Here is a 14,156-nt window from a genome sequence, read left to right as displayed (position 1 = left end):
GAGGTCACTGGTTCTTCGGGTGCTGTTCGAACTCCGCGGAGTTGTCGACGGGGTCGTAGCCGAGCACTTTGCGCGCGCGGTCGATAGAGTAGTACTTGCGCTCGTTGTCGCTGATGCCGTAGACGACCTCGTAGCCGTAATCAGCCTGGAGACAGCGGTCGAAGAGATGCGCACAGTCGCGGTAGGAGAGCCACATCGCCTGGCCGCGCTCGTAGTTCCACGGCGGGTGGCCGCGCGTGAGGTTGCCGATGCGGACGCAGACGACCGAGAGGTCGTGGTTGTCGTGGTAGTAGCGACCGAGTATCTCGCCCGACGCCTTGCTCACGCCGTACAGGTTGCTTGGACGGGGGGCTTCGGTCCCGTCGAGACGGTACTCGTCGTGCGGGCGGTACAGGTCGGGCGTGCGGTCGTCGGTCTCGTAGGCACCGACTGCGTGGTTCGACGAGGCGAACGCGACCTTCTCGACGCCCGCTTCGACGGCGGCCGCGAAGATCGTGTGCGTGCCGTCGATGTTGTTGCGGAGCACGCTGTCCCACGGTGCTTCGGGACGCGGGTCGCCCGCGAGGTGGATGATCCCGCCGACGCCGTCGACGGCCTCCAGCACGGCGTCGTCGTCGGTGACGTCTGCGACGTAGACGGCGTCGTCGCCGACGCTCTCGGGGATCTTCTCGCGCGGAAGCGGTTCGCGGTCCAGCAGTCGCCAGTCGTAGTCGTCGGCGAGATCGCGCAGGATGGCCTGGCCAACGCGTCCGCCGGCACCCGTGAGCAGAACCGGGTCGTCCATTCAGGAGCATATTGGAGAGTCAGAGGCTAAGTAACGTCCGGTTCTGTCCTGCGACTCGACAGAATTTAGCGACGTGGCACCGACTCGACAGCCATGCCGACAGACGCACACGAGGCGTGTTTCGAGGCGGGCATCAAGTTCGGGACCCTCTATCACCAGTTCGCGGGCACGCCGGTCAGCCCCGCCTCTGCTCGCAGTCTGGAGACGGCGATGGCCGAGGCGATCGAGAACCAACCGCACTGTGCGGCCGTCGACGTCGACATCCTCGACGACGTCCTCGCAGAGGCGCTCGCCGCCCAGTCGGCCGACTACACCGAACTCACGGGGCGGTTCATGGAGGTCCGGATGCGCGTCGAGTACGAGGGCGTCACCGTCCACACCGAGATGGAGATGGAGGGCGACTACCCGCTGATGAAACTCGTGTCTGTCGACGAATAGGTGCGACGAGTTCGACTATCTGGACGGGCGACTCCCCCGATTTCACTTTCACTTTCGGGCGCGTTTTTAAATGGGGGAAGGACAAAAAGAGGGCTATGAGTAGTCAGTCGACGCTCGAGAACGACGATCTGTTCGGCGAAGCAGCGGCCGAGATGCGCGCGGACGTCGAGACGCATCTCCAGCAGGCGTGGGCGGAGCTGCCGGACAGCGACGAAATCTGGAACACGGAGGCTGACAACGTCCTCGGCGTCCTCAACGGACTGCGCTCGGGACTCGACGCCGGCGACGCCGAGGAGCACCTCCGACAGGCGAAGAAGTGGTACACGATGGGCGAGCGGGCGGACGCCTTCGAGGACGCAGACGACCTCGTCGAGGAGATTCAGGCCGTCGAGGAGGTCATCGAGATGCTCGAGGACGCCCGTGAGCAGGTCGGCGGACTGACGAGCACGATGCCCCAACTCCGCGGTGCACTCGACGAGGCAGACGAGGCACGCGAGGCACGCGAGGCACGCGAGGACGCGACGGGCGACGCGGACGAGGAGAGCGAGGAGGACGCGGCGGCGGCAGACGACGAGTCGGAGACCGACGACGCGGACGAGACCGACGAAGAAGACGAAGCGGACGAAGAAGACGAAGAGTAGCGCGGTTCAGCGGTGTTCGGGTCGAGTGACGTCCCGCGTCGCGACGGTCTCGAGCAGCCGCACGAGTGACTCCTGTGCGAGCGTCAGCAACGTCTCTCCGCGGTCGGCGTCGCCGTCGGCAGGGTCGCCGACGACGCCGTTGTTGGTGAACTCCGCCGAGTCGTGCGCGAGGTTGACGTAGGAGGTCCACTCGCCCCACCCGTCGGAAGCGCCCGCGCGGGCCTCCTCGATGCGATCCTCGTGGACGGTCTCCGGTGCGAGGTGGCGGAGCATCGCCGTCTCCAGCGGGCCGCCGTGACCCATGTCACTGGAGTGGTCGCCGACTGCCTCGAACCAGGTGAAGGCGACGGCGTAAGCGTCGTCGTGACGTGAGACGGTCCCCGTGATCTCCTCGAGTGCGTCGACGTTTCCGCCGTGGCCGTTGACGACGATCACCCGGTCGAACCCGTGGCTGGCGAGGCTCTGGACCGTCTCGCGGACGTACGAGCGGAAGGTGTCCGGTGAGACCCACAGCGTCCCCGTGAACTGGCGGTGCTCTTCGGCGACGCCGACGGGGATGGCGGGGGCGACGACGACCTCGCCGTCGTAGGCGTCGGCGGCGGCGTCGGCGACGGCGGTCGCGGTGACGGTGTCCGTGCCGAGCGGTGCGTGCGGGCCGTGCTGTTCGGTACTGCCGACCGGGAGGAGCGCGAGGTCGGTGTCGCAGTCGTCGACGTCGGTCCAGGTGGCCGCTGCGAGCTGCATACCGACCGCAGAAGAGCGAGCGACTTGTAAGCCGCGGTGCGGACGACGGCCACAGGCTGTTTCAACTCCGGCGGCGTAGCTGAGGCTGCATGACCGACAGCGATTCCGACGACCGCGAGCATGGTGTCGACTTCGGCGACCTCGACGACGAGCTGGACTCCCACGACTACCCCGCGTCGAAGGACGACCTCGTCGCGGAGTACGGTGACCGCGAACTCGACCTCCCGAAGGGCGAGATGACGTTCGAGGAGGCCCTCGAGGGGTACGAACCGACCGACGGAGAGTTCCAGGACGCCGACGACGTCCGATCGGCGGTGAAGAACATGGTCGACACCGAGGCCGTCGGACGGGAAGGGTACAGCGACCGCGGCGTCGAGAGCGAGACGACCGACGAGACCGACACCAACGAGTCGGTCTGACTGACGGGATCGGACTCTTCTCGACCGTCTCGGACCGAGCGTCACAGACCGTCTCGGGTCAGAGGGGTTATCGTCGCGGTTCGTCGATTCTCTTCCTGAGAATCGAACCTGTGGCCCACCGGTGATCACTCGTCTTCTGGCCGACGACGATAACCCCTCTCAGTCGTCGCTCTCGGCTTCGGTTCGGGCCTGTCGACGACTCGCGCGTTCGATGAACTCCTCGGGAAGTTCGTCGATCTCGCCGGCCTGCACGCCCCAGAGGTGGGCGTAGAGACCGTCCTCCGACAACAGGTCGTCGTGACTCCCGCGTTCGACGATGCGGCCGTCCTCGAGGACGACGATCTGGTCGGCGTCTTTGATCGTCGAGAGGCGGTGGGCGATGGCGAACGTCGTCCGGTCCTCGGTGAGTCGGTCCAGCGAGCGCTGGATGAGCATCTCCGTCTCCGTGTCGACGTCGGAGGTCGCCTCGTCGAGCACGAGGATCTCGGGGTCTTTCAGGATGGCACGGGCGATGGAGAGTCGCTGACGCTGCCCGCCGGAGAGTTTCACGCCGCGTTCGCCGATCTCCGTGTCGTAGCCGTCGGGGAGGTTCCGAATGAAGTCGTGAGCTTCGGCGGCTTTGGCGGCCTCGACTATCTCCTCCTCGCTGGCGTCGAACGTGCCGTAGGCGATGTTCTCCTCGACCGTCCCGTAGAACATGAACGTCTCCTGGCTGACGTAGCCGACGGCCTGGCGGAGACTCGGGATCGTCACGTCGCGGAGGTCCTGACCGTCGACGGTGATCGCCCCCTCGTCGACGTCGTACATTCGGAGGAGGAGCTTCAGGACGGTCGACTTTCCCGCACCTGTCGGTCCGACCAGCGCGAGCGTCTCGCCGCCCTCGACGGTGAACGAGACGTCCTCGACGATCGTCTCGCTCTCGTCGTAGCCGAAGGTGACGTCGTCGTACTCGACGCGCCCCTCGGAGACGACGAGGTCGTCGGCGTCCGGTTCCTCGACGATGCGCGACGGTTCGTCCATCAGCCCGAAGATGCGGGCGCTGGAGGCGCGAGCGCGCTGGTACATGTTGATAATCTGTCCGAACTGCGCCATCGGCCAGACGAACTGCTGGGTGAGCAGGATGAACGTCGCGAACTCCCCGATCTCGAGCGTTCCGGTGAACGGGCCGGGGCCCTCGCCGGTGAGCACCCAGAGTCCGCCGACGAGGAACGTGGCGGCGAAACCGATACCGGCGATGATCCGCAGAGCGGGGAAGAACTTGATGCGGGTGTTGATCGCCCCCCAGTTGGCGTCGAAGTAGTCCATCGAGGCGTCGTCGACGCGGTCGGACTCGAACGTCTCCGTGTTCGAGGTCTTGATCACCTGGATGCCGCCGAGGTTGTTCTCCAGTCGCGAGTTCATCTGTCCGACCGAGGAGCGCACGTCGCTGTACTTCGGCTGGATGATCTCGATGAACTTCCAGGTGAACAGCGCGATGACCGGCACCGGGAGCAGGGCGACGAGTGCCAACTGCCAGTTGTAGGACATCAGGATGGCCGCGATGGCGACGACCATCACCGACAGCCGGAAGAAGGAGTTCATCCCGTCGTTGAGAAAGCGTTCCAGACGGTTGACGTCGTTCGAGAGGATGGACATCATCTCGCCGGTCTGTTTGTCGGCGAAGAAGTCCATGTTCAGCCGCTGCATCTTGTCGTACGTGTCGGTACGGATGTCGTGTTGGATCTCCTGTGCGAAGGAGTTCCAGCCCCAGTTTCGCACCCAGTGAAACGCCGCCCCGCCGAAGAAGCCGACGCCGATGAGTCCGACCGCGAAGAAGAACTGGCCGGTCTTGTCGGCGGGGACGTACGGCGCGATCCACGCCTCCGGGACGAGCGGGAACCCGCCGGCGAACGACTTCGTGTCCCGGAAGATGGCGTCGATCGCCAGCCCGAGGATGACGGGAGGAAAGAGGTCGAGGACGCGAGCGGCGATACTCGCGACGACGCCGACGACGAACTGGAAGGCGTTGTCGCCGCCGTAGACCGTGAACAACCGACGCATCGGGTTCTCGGCCCGTTCGCGTTGTTCCTCGAAGGGGTCGTCTTCGTCGGAGGAGAGACTCATTGTACTGTCGCCGGGCCGAGCGAACAAAAGTGGTTCCCTACGAATCGAAACTCCGTCTCTTCGAGGAGCGTCGAACCGAGTGCACTCGGCGAGAAATTCTCGGTGGCTCCGCTCGCGGAGCGACGGTCGCGTTCTCAGGCGTCGCGTTTGACGATCGGAGTGAGCGTCAACGCGTAGACGGCGTCACAGCCGGAGCAGCGAACGCGCGTCGTGATCTCCTCGTCGTCTCCCCGCGTGAAGTCTGAAACCTGTTCCCCACACCCACAGTCGAACTGAAACTCCATCTATGCACCCACTCGATCTTCTCATCGAATCATCATATCACTTTCGTCTCCGAGGGCTGTCACCAGCGGTCGCTGGCGGCGCGACGGGATCGGTGAAGTGGCCGCGGCCGACGAGGAGACAGGGACGCTCCGGTCGACGGCTACAGCACTCGCGACTCGATCTCCGGGTCGATATCCGCGTCGGCGAGGTCCCGTCGGATCCGCTCGCGGAGGGGTTCCGGGACCGTGTCGCGGCCGACGGGGACTGCGGTCTCCCCGTCGTCTTTCACCTTCCAGTAGAGGACGCAGTCGCTGGGCGCGTAGTACTCGACACTGTATCGGTCGTCGGCACCCCGGTAGTGGACGCGTGCCGCGAACCCTTCGGCGTGCCATCCGTCGAGAGTAGAGAGAGCGTCGACGCTATCCATATCTTCTCTCTGTCTCCCGGGGGACGAGGCGGTTTCGGTCCCTCACTCGTCGACGCGGACGTGGTCGCCGACCTCGATGCCGTTGTCGCGGGTGTAGTTGTACGGGACCTCGAGCACGTACTTCCCGGTCCCCTCGTACCGAGTCAGCTGTCCGTCGTTCGCGTCTTCGACCGGCGCGTGGTGGATCGCCGTGATGGTGCCGTTGGCGTCGACGAAGACGATGTCGATGGGGAACGCCATCTCCCGCATGACGTAGGTTCGCTGGCTCTCCGAGTCGTGGACGAACAGCATCCCTTCGTCCGCGTCCAGCGACTCGGTGTCGCTCAGCCCGGTGTATCGCTTCTCGAAGGTGTCGGAGACGCGGGCGTCGACCGTCGCCAGCGTGTCGCACGTCCCGTCCTCGACGACGGTGACGGTCGTCCGTTCGTACTCGCCGTCGGCGAGATAGCCGAGATCGTACGCTGCGACGCCGCCGACGGTGAGGAGGAGGACGGCAGCGATCGCGACGAGGCTCCGAGAGGACATGAACGACAGAACGGGCGACACGGGAGTAAGCGTTCCGGGACAGAAAGTAACCGTTATGGGTGCGGCCCGGATTTGTCGGGGTACGGGCTCGTGGTCTAGCTGGTTATGACGCGGCCTTTACAAGGCCGAAATCGGTGGTTCGAATCCGCCCGAGCCCATGTGAGTGTCTCGAGCGACAGCGAGGGGCCGAACTTCCACGCGAGAAGGATTCGAACTAGAGAGCGAACGGAGTGAGCGACCGTGGTTCGAATCCGCCCGAGCCCACTTCTGACGGCACGACACGACGAACGGAGTGAGGAGTCTGTGCTGCCCGAGTGGGCGACGTGGATTCCGAACTCAGCGAGACGAACGAAGTGAGCTCGCCCCAGTTCGAATCCGCCCGAGCCCACTCCAATCCGCGAGCGACAGCGAGCGGTGTTTCGTGTACTGAGGGCGGTTCGAAGCAGGGAGCGAACGAAGTGAGCGACCGTGGTTCGAATCCGCCCGAGCCCACTCCAATCCGCGAGCAGTAAGCGCCGAATCGAGTCCCGAGGAGAGAACTGGACGACCGAAGACACACCCGCGAACAGCGGTCGCTCGGGGGAGTGACTCGGCTCGAAAAACGAAGTCACGTCGAGTCGCCGTGTGGCGACGGGACGAAACAGTTACTGGCGAACGACGTTCGTCGCGCGCGGGCCCTTCGGGGCCTGTTCGATGTCGAACTCGATCTCGGTTCCTTCCGTGAGGTCCTCGCCGCCAACGTCTTCCATGTGGAAGAACACGTCGTCGTCTGCGTCGTCCGTCGAGATGAAACCGTAACCGCCTGTGTCGTTGAAGAAGTCGACCTTACCGTTTGCCATTGCGACTGAACACAGACCGACGCGACGGATAAGGGTTTGCATTCGTCTACAAAAGACGAGATCTACTTTACGAAAATCTAAACGACCCTCTTGGTCGTGTTCAAACGTCTAAATCAGACGTTCTGCGCTGATACGGTGGTCACGTCGTCACAACGACGGCGAACTTCCGTGGTATCGGCAGTTCTCACTGCGAGCGACCCCAGGTGATCTCGTCCGTCAACTGTGGACTTACGCTCTGTCGGCCCGATCGAGCAGTTCGTCGAACAGGTCGGACACTCGACGTTCGATCTCGTCGCGGATCGCTCGAACCGCTTCGAGGTCCCGTCCGTCGGGGTCGTCGAGACCCCAGTCGCGGTTCTCGCCGCTCCAAGTCGCCGGACAGACGTCCTGCGCCGAACAGCCCATCGTGACGACGTAGTCGGTCTCTGCGAGTTCCGCGGGCGTGATCTCGCGGGGCGTCCGCTCGGCGAGGTCGACGTCGACCTCCCGCATCACCCGGACGACCTCGTCGTGAACGTGGTCCGCCGGTCGCGTGCCGCCGGTGAGAACCTCGATCTCGTCTTCGACACGCCGTCGTTCCCGCTCTCGTTCGGCGAACGCGGTGGCCATCTGACTCCGCCCCGCGTTCTGCACACAGACGAATGCGACTTTCACGGGAACCGTTCTCGCGAGGACCGACAAATCGGTTGCGCTCAGAATCTATCGAGCGAGACGTTGTCACAGAGAGATTCCCGAACGTGACGGACGGGCGAACGTGTGGTCGGCGGAGCGAGCACGTGGCCGGAGTTCGGCGCCGGAGGCGTCGTCACCGGTCGTCGCGCTGGAGGCGTTCCTTCCGGCGCTCGAACTCCTCTTCGTCAAGCTCGCCGCGGGCGAACGCCGTCCGGAGTTCCTCCATCGCTGTGTCGGTCTGCGCGCCGGTGAGTGCCCTGTACCCGAGGTAGCCGAGTCCGACGACGAGCGCGACCACCAGGAGCTGCCCGAGGAGCCCGACGAACAGCATCCACCCGGGGGTGTTCGCGCCGTACATCCACCCCATCATCGGTCCGCCGAACCCCATCATCCGACCGCCCATGAACAGGCCGGGGAGGAAGACGAGCAGTGCGAGCGCAATCAGCGCGGCGACGATCAGTCTGTTAGTCGTTGTCGTTGTAGCCATCGTAGCTCACCACCCGGAGACGACTGACGGTCGTCTCCTCGTCTCTAGATACGGGGTGGACGTTTACCCCACTTTTCGTTGGGATTCCAGTCTCTTCTGCCCGCGATACTTTCGAAACCGAGGTGAGACGGGACGCTCGCTCCCCCTCGACGAACCGGACGTACCCGTCGAACGAAGCGAAGTCGACAACGGTTTTCGCCTGGGGGTCACAGCGGCGGTATGGTCGGGTCACGGACGCTCACTGCACTCGCCGGACTTCTCGCGAGTCTGATCGTCAGCGTCGTCGCCTACGTCTACTTCGATACGTTCCTGTTGTTCCTGTTTCTCCCGTTCGTCCCGTTTCTGTTCCGCCGACGCGGTAGCACCGGCCGCTCTCCACGTGTGAAGGAGTGTCCCGTCTGCGGGTTCCGCACTCGGGACCCCGAGTACCACAACTGTCCGCGCGACGGGACCGAACTCAACGACGCGACCGAGAGCCGGTGACGGCCGCCGGGACGCCTCGGCACGACCGCTCACGCCGTCGCGGTCAACCGCTCGCGTTCGGTCCGCAGGATGTGCTCCCAGACACCGAACAGCGCGCTGTTCAGCCCGTAGGCGTCGTCGATGTCGCGAACCCACGCGTCGTCGGCGAACAGTAGTCCCTGGAACCGTCTGACGTCCGCCGAGAGCGTCTCTCGCCGCCCGGTGTAGTAGGCGACCGTCTCCTCGCGGGTCCGTTCGACCAGCGAGGCCGGAACGTCGATCCCCGAGTGACGGGCGACGTAGACGAACCACTCCAGGTGGATGAGCGCGTCCGCGAGGACGAACCGGTCGACGAAGCCGTCGACGGTCGAGAGCGGCGAGCGCCCCCCGACGTAGACGTCACGTGGGCGGCTGAACCGCGGGACCGAGAGGTGGTCGAGTTCCGCCGCGTACTCGCGGGCGACCGCGCGCAGTCGGTAGTCGGCGAACTGGACGAACGGGGCGAGCGCGAGTTCGTACCACAGCGGCATCCACTCGCAGAACGGGTCGGAGAAGACGGCGTCGGCGAGGAGGTCGGCGGCGACGGAGCGGGCGAGTTCGGGCCGGAGGTCGGTGTCGCCGGCACGCATCGCGTCGGTCGCTTCGCGGGCGTCGGCCGCGAACGTGCCGGTGTCGAACCCCATCCCCGTCGAGACGGTGTGGACGTACTCCGCGCCGATACGGTACCAGTCGGCGAACTCCGAAGGCGAGTCGAGTTCGAGAAGCGAGAGGACAGACACACGAGCCGGTTCGGACTCGACGGAGGTATCGCTGTCGGCGGCGGTCGACCAGCGTCGCCGCCGAGGGCGACGCCGACCGTTCAGTCGTCCGCGCCCGTCTCGGTCTTCGGGTCGCTCCCGAGCGCCGTCGCACCCGACGCCTGCGGGTTCAGCGACTCGCCGCGGATCAAGTTTCCGAAGACGACGTTGGCGAACTGGACGACGAGGACGGCGGCCAGCGGGCCGAGAAAGAGCCCGTACCAGCCGAACAGCGCCGTCCCGAGCACGTACGCGAAGAGGATGAGCCCCCGGTGGAGCGTCTGCCCCGAGATGATGGGTCGCAACACCGCCTGCGGGAGGAAGTCGAGGACGACGAACGCGACGACGACGAAGACGACCGGAAACCAGAGGACGCCGCTCGCGTCGGACTGCATCGCCTGAATCCCCAGCCACGCCGCGACTGGGAGGTAGACGACCTTCCCGACGACGAGCGGGATGAACGTCGCCAGCCCCGTGAGGACGGCCAGCAGCGTGGGGAACGGCACCGACAGCGACTCCGGCGAGACGTAGGCGAGTCCGTTGTAGACGACGACCGAGACGACCGTGACGAGCAGCACCGTCAACACGTTGCCGAAGTAGACGGTCTCGAGGTCGCGGTCGACGGCCGTGAGGTAGGCGTAGGCGGGCGTGTGTTCGCCGCCGACCTCCGCGCGGAACCACTGTTCCAGTCGGTCGCCGTCGCGGAAGAGGAAGAACGCGAACGTCAACGCGAGCGTGAGATGGAGCAGTCCGGTGCCGACGGCACCGAGCGTCTTGAGAGCCGTGTCGACGCCGCTCTGGAGCTGCGGGAGCTGTCCCAGTTGGCCGACGAACTGCATCGGTTGTTGCAACGCAGCCGCCAGCGACTGGGAGTTCCCCGGCAGTCGCTGGACGACGGCGTCGACCGCGCTCGGCCCGGCCACCGCACTGAACTCCTGAAAGGCGACGTATCCGGTGTAGCCGAGGAGCGCGAGGACGGGGACGACGAGACACAGGAGCGTGAACGTCGCTGCGAGCCCGTCGGACAGCCGGCGCTCGAGTCGGACGTAGATCGGTCGCGCGCCGTAGTAGACGAACAGCCCGAGTACGAACGTTCCGACGAACGAGTAGAGGAAGAACGACAGCGTCCCGAAGAGCGCCACTCCGACGATCCACCAACCGACGCGTCTGCGCTCGAGGTCGAACGGCAGGCGCTCGTGCATGTCCGAGGCGACGTCGCCCGGTTTCTTGTACCTACTGCCCGATTCGGCCGACGTCACCGACGTTCGCTGACAGTTTCCCCGTCGAACTGCTCCGTGAGCCCCCACTCGGCGGCCCGCCGCTCGGCCTCCTCGCGGGCTTCCTCTCGGATCGCGTCGATCTTCTCCTCGTCGGCGAGAAACGCCTCCACCGCAGTCCGGTCGGTGTCGTCGTCGCGGTCGGCGGGGGCGAGCGCGCGCGTCCGCTCGACCAACTCGGGGTCTGCGGCGAGTTCCTCGGCGGGTCGTTCCGGCGGCACGCACAGTTCGGGCGTGTCGTGGGCCGTCGCGAGTGCGTCCGACGGTACCTCGTACAGTTCAACCCGGTACGGGCCGGGGACGGCGAGGTCGCCGAGCGCCTCGACGCCGCCGCGGTCCGACGCGCCGTCGTACGCGAGGACGGGGATCCCGTCGTCGAACGTCAGCACCGCGCGGCGGTCGCCACCGAGTAGGAGCGCGTCCTGTGGCCGTAACACCGCATAGCCCGTCAGCCGTCGGTCGAGTGCGGTCGAGAGCGCAACACCGGGGTCGGCGACGACCCGCGACCGGACGAGGTCGCCCTCGGGGAGTCTCATGGCGACTCGGGGACGACCGCACTCCGGAAGCGCGCGGCGACGTCGTCGCCGTCGCCGTCACGGACGTCGATCGCGGCGGCGGCCTCCCGGTAGGCGTTCGCCGCCGCCGACTCGGGGGCGTGTGCGAGAAGCGGCTCGCCGGCCCGACGGGCCGCCCGGACGACGTCGCTGTCGGGGACGGTCGCCAGCGTCTCCCCGCCGAAGTAGCGGGCTGCCTGGTCGGCGACGCGGTCGATCCGGTCGTCGTCGTGGACTTTGTTGAACAGCGCGCCGGCCGTGTCGGTGCCGTAGGACTGCGCGTACTCCTGGACCTTCAGCCCGTCCGACAGCGAGGGGATCGTCGGCTGGAGGACGACGACGACCCGGTCTGCGAGCACGACCGGGAGGACGGCGCTCTTGGACCCGAGCGCCGCCGGCGAGTCCAGGAGGACGACGTCGGTGTCGGCGGCGAGATCCGCGACGACGCCCTTCAACCGCTCGGGGTCGGCGGCCTCGAACGCGGCGAGGCTCGTCCCGCAGGGGACGACTGACATGCCGAACCGGTCGTAGACGGCCTCGTCGACGGCGGTGCCGGTCTCCTCGATCAGCAGGTCGTGGAGCGTCACCTCGACGTCGTCGAGGCCGGCGTGAAAGAGGAGGTTCGCCATCCCGGTGTCGGCGTCGATCACCGTCACGTCGTGGTCGGCCGCGAGCGCCATCCCGAGTGCGAGCGTACTCGTCGTCTTCCCCGTCCCACCTTTCCCGCTCGCGACCGCGAACGCCTCGACCATGGCGTTGGTAGCCTCGTCGACCGATTTAAAACTTGGGAGAGACGAGCGAAAAGAATCGCCGGCCCGCCGGAAGGGCTAACTGGCCGACGACGGTAGTGAGACCGATGAACGAGCAGTCGCCCGACCCGCGGAACTCGCACGACTCCTCGGAGACCTCTCGCGCGCGCAAACTCGCGGCCGTCGCCGTCGCGGCGATGGTGGTCCTCTCGTTCCTGCTCGGCCAGCGCCACGACCGGCCGCCGGGTCTCGAACCGCCGTTCTGATCCGCTGGCCGCCGTCGGTCGGCCGTCGTGACCGAAAACGCGATCGTAAACGTGTTAGCAGATGCCACAACGTTTTCCACCGACCCGCTCACACCCTCAGAAGATGACCGAGACGAACGGGGCGACTGCGGCGGCGCACGTCGTCCGAATCTGTACTGGATCGGAGACGCTGGAGCGAGCCCGTTCGCTCGCGACTGCCGCCCGCGACGAGGCGACCGCGGCGTCGGTCCGCGAGGTCGGCTCCGCCGGCGTCGGTGACCTCGACCCGCTAGTTCTGGTGACACACGGGGGCCGGACCGCGTTCCACGCCGCACCGTCGGCCGACGCGGTCCGGCGACTGGTCCGGGCGGTCGAAGACGGCGACGTCGCGGTCGACGAGGCGGACGCGGTCGTCGACCACGACCCCGAGACGCGGACGCTCCCCGCGCCCGAGACGGGACCGCTCGACGTCGGTCGCCGACGCGTGCTCGCCCGGGCGGGGTGGGTCGTCCCCGGCCGCCTCGCCGCCGACGACCGCCTCGCGATCGACGTCGCCCGCGACGACCCCGAGGCCGTAGACGACCGCGTCCGAGCGGTCGGGCTGCTCGGGCGGGGACGTGGCGACGGGAGCACCGACGACCCCGTCGTCGACGAGTGGGGCCGCGCCCGCGAGACGATCGAGTCCGGCGGCGACGACCCGGTGCTCGTCGTCAACGGCAACGAGAGCGACGAGCGCAACCGGACGGACCGCACGCTGCTCGAGGCGGATCCGACCGCCGTCGTCGACGGCGCGCTCGCGGTGGCCGCCCTCCTCGACGTCGAGGACGTCGTGTTCTACTGCAACGAGTCCGATCGACTCGCACGCGAGCGACTCCGGACGGCCGTCGACGCCGTCTGCGAGCGCGTCGACCTCCCGAAGCGGCCACAGGTCGTCGCCGGCCCCGACCAGTACATCGCCGGCGAGATGACGATGGCGCTGGAGGCGATGGAGGGCAACGACCGACTGGAGGCGCGCCTCCGACCGCCGACGCCCGCCCAGCACGGGCTCTACGGTCGGCCGACCGTGATTCACACGCCGCGGACGGTCGCACAGCTCCGAGAGCTGCTCGTCGACCCCGATGCGTTCGACGCCGCCGACGCCGATCCGGGGACGCGACTCGTCACCGTCTCCGGCGACGTTGCTGCGCCCGCGACGGTCGAACTCTCGACCGGCGGGTCGCTCGCGGCGGTTCGCGAGGCGGTGACGTTCGGCGGGTCGTTCAAGATGGCCTGCGTCGGCGGGCAGTTCGGCGGGCTCACCCGCGCGCTCGACCACCCGCCGAGCGCACCCGGGCTGTCAGGTGCGGGACTCGGCACCGACGGCGCGGTCGAACTGTTCGACGACGCTCGCTGTGCGGTCGCCACCGCCGGCAAGCGCGCCCGCTTCGCCGAGGAGTCGAACTGCGGTCGCTGTGTCCCCTGTCGTGAGGGGTCGACGCAGTTGACCGACCTGCTCAGAGACGTCTACGGCGGCGACTACAAGGACGACATGCTCCGGGAGTTGACCCGCGTGATGGGGACGACGAGCACCTGCGCGTTCGGACGAAGTGCGGCCCGGCCGGTCCGAACGGCAATGGAGAACTTCGAGACGGAGTTCCGCGCACACGCCGAGGGACGGTGTCCCAGCGGCGAGTGCGAGACGGCGCAGAGAGAGACAGAACGCGCGGCACAGACGACCGAGGCGAGCTAA

Annotated in this window: 19 protein-coding genes and 1 tRNA gene; 7 read left to right on the top strand and 13 right to left on the bottom strand. The window is 66.8% G+C overall.

All coding sequences use genetic code 11. From position 1 onward, the window contains the following. Positions 1 to 4: 4 nt before the first annotated feature. A complete protein-coding gene (azf, locus tag EOHIBHHM_RS04120) occupies positions 5 to 784 on the bottom strand; it encodes an NAD-dependent glucose-6-phosphate dehydrogenase Azf (protein WP_497254910.1) in 780 nt (259 codons plus the stop codon). Between the two features lie 93 nt (positions 785 to 877). Between azf and EOHIBHHM_RS04115 the strand changes: the two genes are divergently transcribed. Together EOHIBHHM_RS04115 and EOHIBHHM_RS04110 are read left to right on the top strand one after the other, a co-directional pair. Then, a complete protein-coding gene (locus tag EOHIBHHM_RS04115) occupies positions 878 to 1,222 on the top strand; it encodes a dihydroneopterin aldolase family protein (protein ID WP_497254909.1) in 345 nt (114 codons plus the stop codon). Between the two features lie 95 nt (positions 1,223 to 1,317). After that, the gene (locus tag EOHIBHHM_RS04110; RefSeq protein WP_497254908.1) at positions 1,318 to 1,863 is read left to right on the top strand and encodes a DUF5790 family protein; all 546 of its coding nucleotides are present in this window, start codon (positions 1,318 to 1,320) and stop codon (positions 1,861 to 1,863) included. Positions 1,864 to 1,869: 6 nt separating this feature from the next. Here EOHIBHHM_RS04110 and EOHIBHHM_RS04105 read toward each other — a convergent pair whose 3' ends face one another. After that, positions 1,870 to 2,607, bottom strand: coding sequence for a creatininase family protein (locus tag EOHIBHHM_RS04105; RefSeq protein WP_497254907.1), 738 nt, complete (start codon positions 2,605 to 2,607; stop codon positions 1,870 to 1,872). An 89-nt stretch (positions 2,608 to 2,696) separates the two neighbouring features. Here EOHIBHHM_RS04105 and EOHIBHHM_RS04100 point away from each other — a divergent pair, with 89 nt between their 5' ends. Then, entirely contained in the window at positions 2,697 to 3,026 is a 330-nt protein-coding gene (locus EOHIBHHM_RS04100) for a DUF5789 family protein (protein WP_497254905.1), read from the top strand. 159 nt (positions 3,027 to 3,185) lie between these two features. Here the strand turns inward: EOHIBHHM_RS04100 and EOHIBHHM_RS04095 are convergent, their stop codons facing one another. The 4 genes from EOHIBHHM_RS04095 to EOHIBHHM_RS04080 all read right to left on the bottom strand — a co-directional run bounded on the left by EOHIBHHM_RS04095 (position 3,186) and on the right by EOHIBHHM_RS04080 (position 6,345). After that, the gene (locus EOHIBHHM_RS04095; protein ID WP_497254903.1) at positions 3,186 to 5,129 is read right to left on the bottom strand and encodes an ABC transporter ATP-binding protein; all 1,944 of its coding nucleotides are present in this window, start codon (positions 5,127 to 5,129) and stop codon (positions 3,186 to 3,188) included. A 134-nt stretch (positions 5,130 to 5,263) separates the two neighbouring features. After that, complete coding sequence (locus tag EOHIBHHM_RS04090) at positions 5,264 to 5,413, bottom strand: hypothetical protein (protein ID WP_497254901.1); 150 nt, start codon at positions 5,411 to 5,413, stop codon at positions 5,264 to 5,266. A 140-nt stretch (positions 5,414 to 5,553) separates the two neighbouring features. Further along, positions 5,554 to 5,820 carry a DUF7538 family protein gene (locus EOHIBHHM_RS04085; RefSeq protein WP_497254899.1) on the bottom strand — a complete coding sequence of 89 codons (267 nt, stop codon included), beginning with the start codon at positions 5,818 to 5,820 and terminating at the stop codon, positions 5,554 to 5,556. 42 nt (positions 5,821 to 5,862) lie between these two features. Next, on the bottom strand, positions 5,863 to 6,345 hold the full coding sequence (locus tag EOHIBHHM_RS04080; RefSeq protein WP_497254897.1) for a DUF192 domain-containing protein: 483 nt from the start codon (positions 6,343 to 6,345) through the stop codon (positions 5,863 to 5,865). An 84-nt stretch (positions 6,346 to 6,429) separates the two neighbouring features. Here EOHIBHHM_RS04080 and EOHIBHHM_RS04075 point away from each other — a divergent pair. After that, positions 6,430 to 6,503: transfer RNA gene (locus EOHIBHHM_RS04075), tRNA-Val, on the top strand. Between the two features lie 486 nt (positions 6,504 to 6,989). On the opposite strand, the gene EOHIBHHM_RS04070 is transcribed toward EOHIBHHM_RS04075, so the two are convergent. The 3 genes from EOHIBHHM_RS04070 to EOHIBHHM_RS04060 form a co-directional block, all read right to left on the bottom strand. Next, complete coding sequence (locus EOHIBHHM_RS04070) at positions 6,990 to 7,184, bottom strand: cold-shock protein (protein ID WP_497254895.1); 195 nt, start codon at positions 7,182 to 7,184, stop codon at positions 6,990 to 6,992. Positions 7,185 to 7,412: 228 nt separating this feature from the next. Continuing rightward, positions 7,413 to 7,838: an arsenate-mycothiol transferase ArsC gene (locus tag EOHIBHHM_RS04065; RefSeq protein ID WP_497254893.1), complete on the bottom strand. Its 426-nt coding sequence runs from the start codon at positions 7,836 to 7,838 to the stop codon at positions 7,413 to 7,415. 151 nt (positions 7,839 to 7,989) lie between these two features. Continuing rightward, the gene (locus EOHIBHHM_RS04060; protein WP_497254891.1) at positions 7,990 to 8,343 is read right to left on the bottom strand and encodes an SHOCT domain-containing protein; all 354 of its coding nucleotides are present in this window, start codon (positions 8,341 to 8,343) and stop codon (positions 7,990 to 7,992) included. A gap of 219 nt (positions 8,344 to 8,562) precedes the next feature. Here EOHIBHHM_RS04060 and EOHIBHHM_RS04055 point away from each other — a divergent pair, with 219 nt between their 5' ends. Continuing rightward, positions 8,563 to 8,826 carry a hypothetical protein gene (locus EOHIBHHM_RS04055; protein ID WP_497254889.1) on the top strand — a complete coding sequence of 88 codons (264 nt, stop codon included), beginning with the start codon at positions 8,563 to 8,565 and terminating at the stop codon, positions 8,824 to 8,826. 29 nt (positions 8,827 to 8,855) lie between these two features. On the opposite strand, the gene EOHIBHHM_RS04050 is transcribed toward EOHIBHHM_RS04055, so the two are convergent. The 4 genes from EOHIBHHM_RS04050 to EOHIBHHM_RS04035 form a co-directional block, all read right to left on the bottom strand. After that, the gene (locus EOHIBHHM_RS04050) at positions 8,856 to 9,584 is read right to left on the bottom strand and encodes a DUF8116 family protein (protein ID WP_497254887.1); all 729 of its coding nucleotides are present in this window, start codon (positions 9,582 to 9,584) and stop codon (positions 8,856 to 8,858) included. Between the two features lie 80 nt (positions 9,585 to 9,664). Then, positions 9,665 to 10,861 carry an AI-2E family transporter gene (locus EOHIBHHM_RS04045; RefSeq protein ID WP_497254885.1) on the bottom strand — a complete coding sequence of 399 codons (1,197 nt, stop codon included), beginning with the start codon at positions 10,859 to 10,861 and terminating at the stop codon, positions 9,665 to 9,667. Then, a complete protein-coding gene (locus tag EOHIBHHM_RS04040) occupies positions 10,858 to 11,415 on the bottom strand; it encodes a DUF8054 family protein (protein WP_497254883.1) in 558 nt (185 codons plus the stop codon). The genes EOHIBHHM_RS04045 and EOHIBHHM_RS04040 overlap by 4 nt, the downstream gene beginning before the upstream one ends. Next, positions 11,412 to 12,185 (bottom strand): nucleotide-binding protein, encoded by a 774-nt coding sequence (locus EOHIBHHM_RS04035; RefSeq protein ID WP_497254881.1) that lies wholly within the window; start codon positions 12,183 to 12,185, stop codon positions 11,412 to 11,414. Before EOHIBHHM_RS04035 ends, EOHIBHHM_RS04040 begins: the two co-directional genes overlap by 4 nt. A 104-nt stretch (positions 12,186 to 12,289) precedes the next feature. Between EOHIBHHM_RS04035 and EOHIBHHM_RS04030 the strand changes: the two genes are divergently transcribed. Together EOHIBHHM_RS04030 and EOHIBHHM_RS04025 are read left to right on the top strand one after the other, a co-directional pair. Further along, the gene (locus tag EOHIBHHM_RS04030; protein WP_497254879.1) at positions 12,290 to 12,448 is read left to right on the top strand and encodes a hypothetical protein; all 159 of its coding nucleotides are present in this window, start codon (positions 12,290 to 12,292) and stop codon (positions 12,446 to 12,448) included. Positions 12,449 to 12,551: 103 nt separating this feature from the next. Next, a complete protein-coding gene (locus EOHIBHHM_RS04025; RefSeq protein ID WP_497254877.1) occupies positions 12,552 to 14,156 on the top strand; it encodes an NADH-ubiquinone oxidoreductase-F iron-sulfur binding region domain-containing protein in 1,605 nt (534 codons plus the stop codon).

This window comes from Halogranum roseipondis (genome assembly GCF_059695585.1).
This window is presented reverse-complemented; position numbering and strand designations above follow the sequence as displayed.

What these genes read in the sequence shown, in the direction of transcription:
- EOHIBHHM_RS04030 (WP_497254879.1), top strand. Translation starts at nt 12,290, where the DNA reads ATGAACGAGCAGTCGCCCGACCCGCGGAACTCGCACGACTCCTCGGAG.
- EOHIBHHM_RS04115 (WP_497254909.1), top strand. Translation starts at nt 878, where the DNA reads ATGCCGACAGACGCACACGAGGCGTGTTTCGAGGCGGGCATCAAGTTC.
- azf (WP_497254910.1), bottom strand. Translation starts at nt 784, where the DNA reads ATGGACGACCCGGTTCTGCTCACGGGTGCCGGCGGACGCGTTGGCCAG.
- EOHIBHHM_RS04100 (WP_497254905.1), top strand. Translation starts at nt 2,697, where the DNA reads ATGACCGACAGCGATTCCGACGACCGCGAGCATGGTGTCGACTTCGGC.
- EOHIBHHM_RS04105 (WP_497254907.1), bottom strand. Translation starts at nt 2,607, where the DNA reads ATGCAGCTCGCAGCGGCCACCTGGACCGACGTCGACGACTGCGACACC.
- EOHIBHHM_RS04060 (WP_497254891.1), bottom strand. Translation starts at nt 8,343, where the DNA reads ATGGCTACAACGACAACGACTAACAGACTGATCGTCGCCGCGCTGATT.
- EOHIBHHM_RS04085 (WP_497254899.1), bottom strand. Translation starts at nt 5,820, where the DNA reads ATGGATAGCGTCGACGCTCTCTCTACTCTCGACGGATGGCACGCCGAA.
- EOHIBHHM_RS04110 (WP_497254908.1), top strand. Translation starts at nt 1,318, where the DNA reads ATGAGTAGTCAGTCGACGCTCGAGAACGACGATCTGTTCGGCGAAGCA.
- EOHIBHHM_RS04080 (WP_497254897.1), bottom strand. Translation starts at nt 6,345, where the DNA reads ATGTCCTCTCGGAGCCTCGTCGCGATCGCTGCCGTCCTCCTCCTCACC.
- EOHIBHHM_RS04025 (WP_497254877.1), top strand. Translation starts at nt 12,552, where the DNA reads ATGACCGAGACGAACGGGGCGACTGCGGCGGCGCACGTCGTCCGAATC.
- EOHIBHHM_RS04090 (WP_497254901.1), bottom strand. Translation starts at nt 5,413, where the DNA reads ATGGAGTTTCAGTTCGACTGTGGGTGTGGGGAACAGGTTTCAGACTTC.
- EOHIBHHM_RS04035 (WP_497254881.1), bottom strand. Translation starts at nt 12,185, where the DNA reads ATGGTCGAGGCGTTCGCGGTCGCGAGCGGGAAAGGTGGGACGGGGAAG.
- EOHIBHHM_RS04070 (WP_497254895.1), bottom strand. Translation starts at nt 7,184, where the DNA reads ATGGCAAACGGTAAGGTCGACTTCTTCAACGACACAGGCGGTTACGGT.
- EOHIBHHM_RS04040 (WP_497254883.1), bottom strand. Translation starts at nt 11,415, where the DNA reads ATGAGACTCCCCGAGGGCGACCTCGTCCGGTCGCGGGTCGTCGCCGAC.
- EOHIBHHM_RS04055 (WP_497254889.1), top strand. Translation starts at nt 8,563, where the DNA reads ATGGTCGGGTCACGGACGCTCACTGCACTCGCCGGACTTCTCGCGAGT.
- EOHIBHHM_RS04095 (WP_497254903.1), bottom strand. Translation starts at nt 5,129, where the DNA reads ATGAGTCTCTCCTCCGACGAAGACGACCCCTTCGAGGAACAACGCGAA.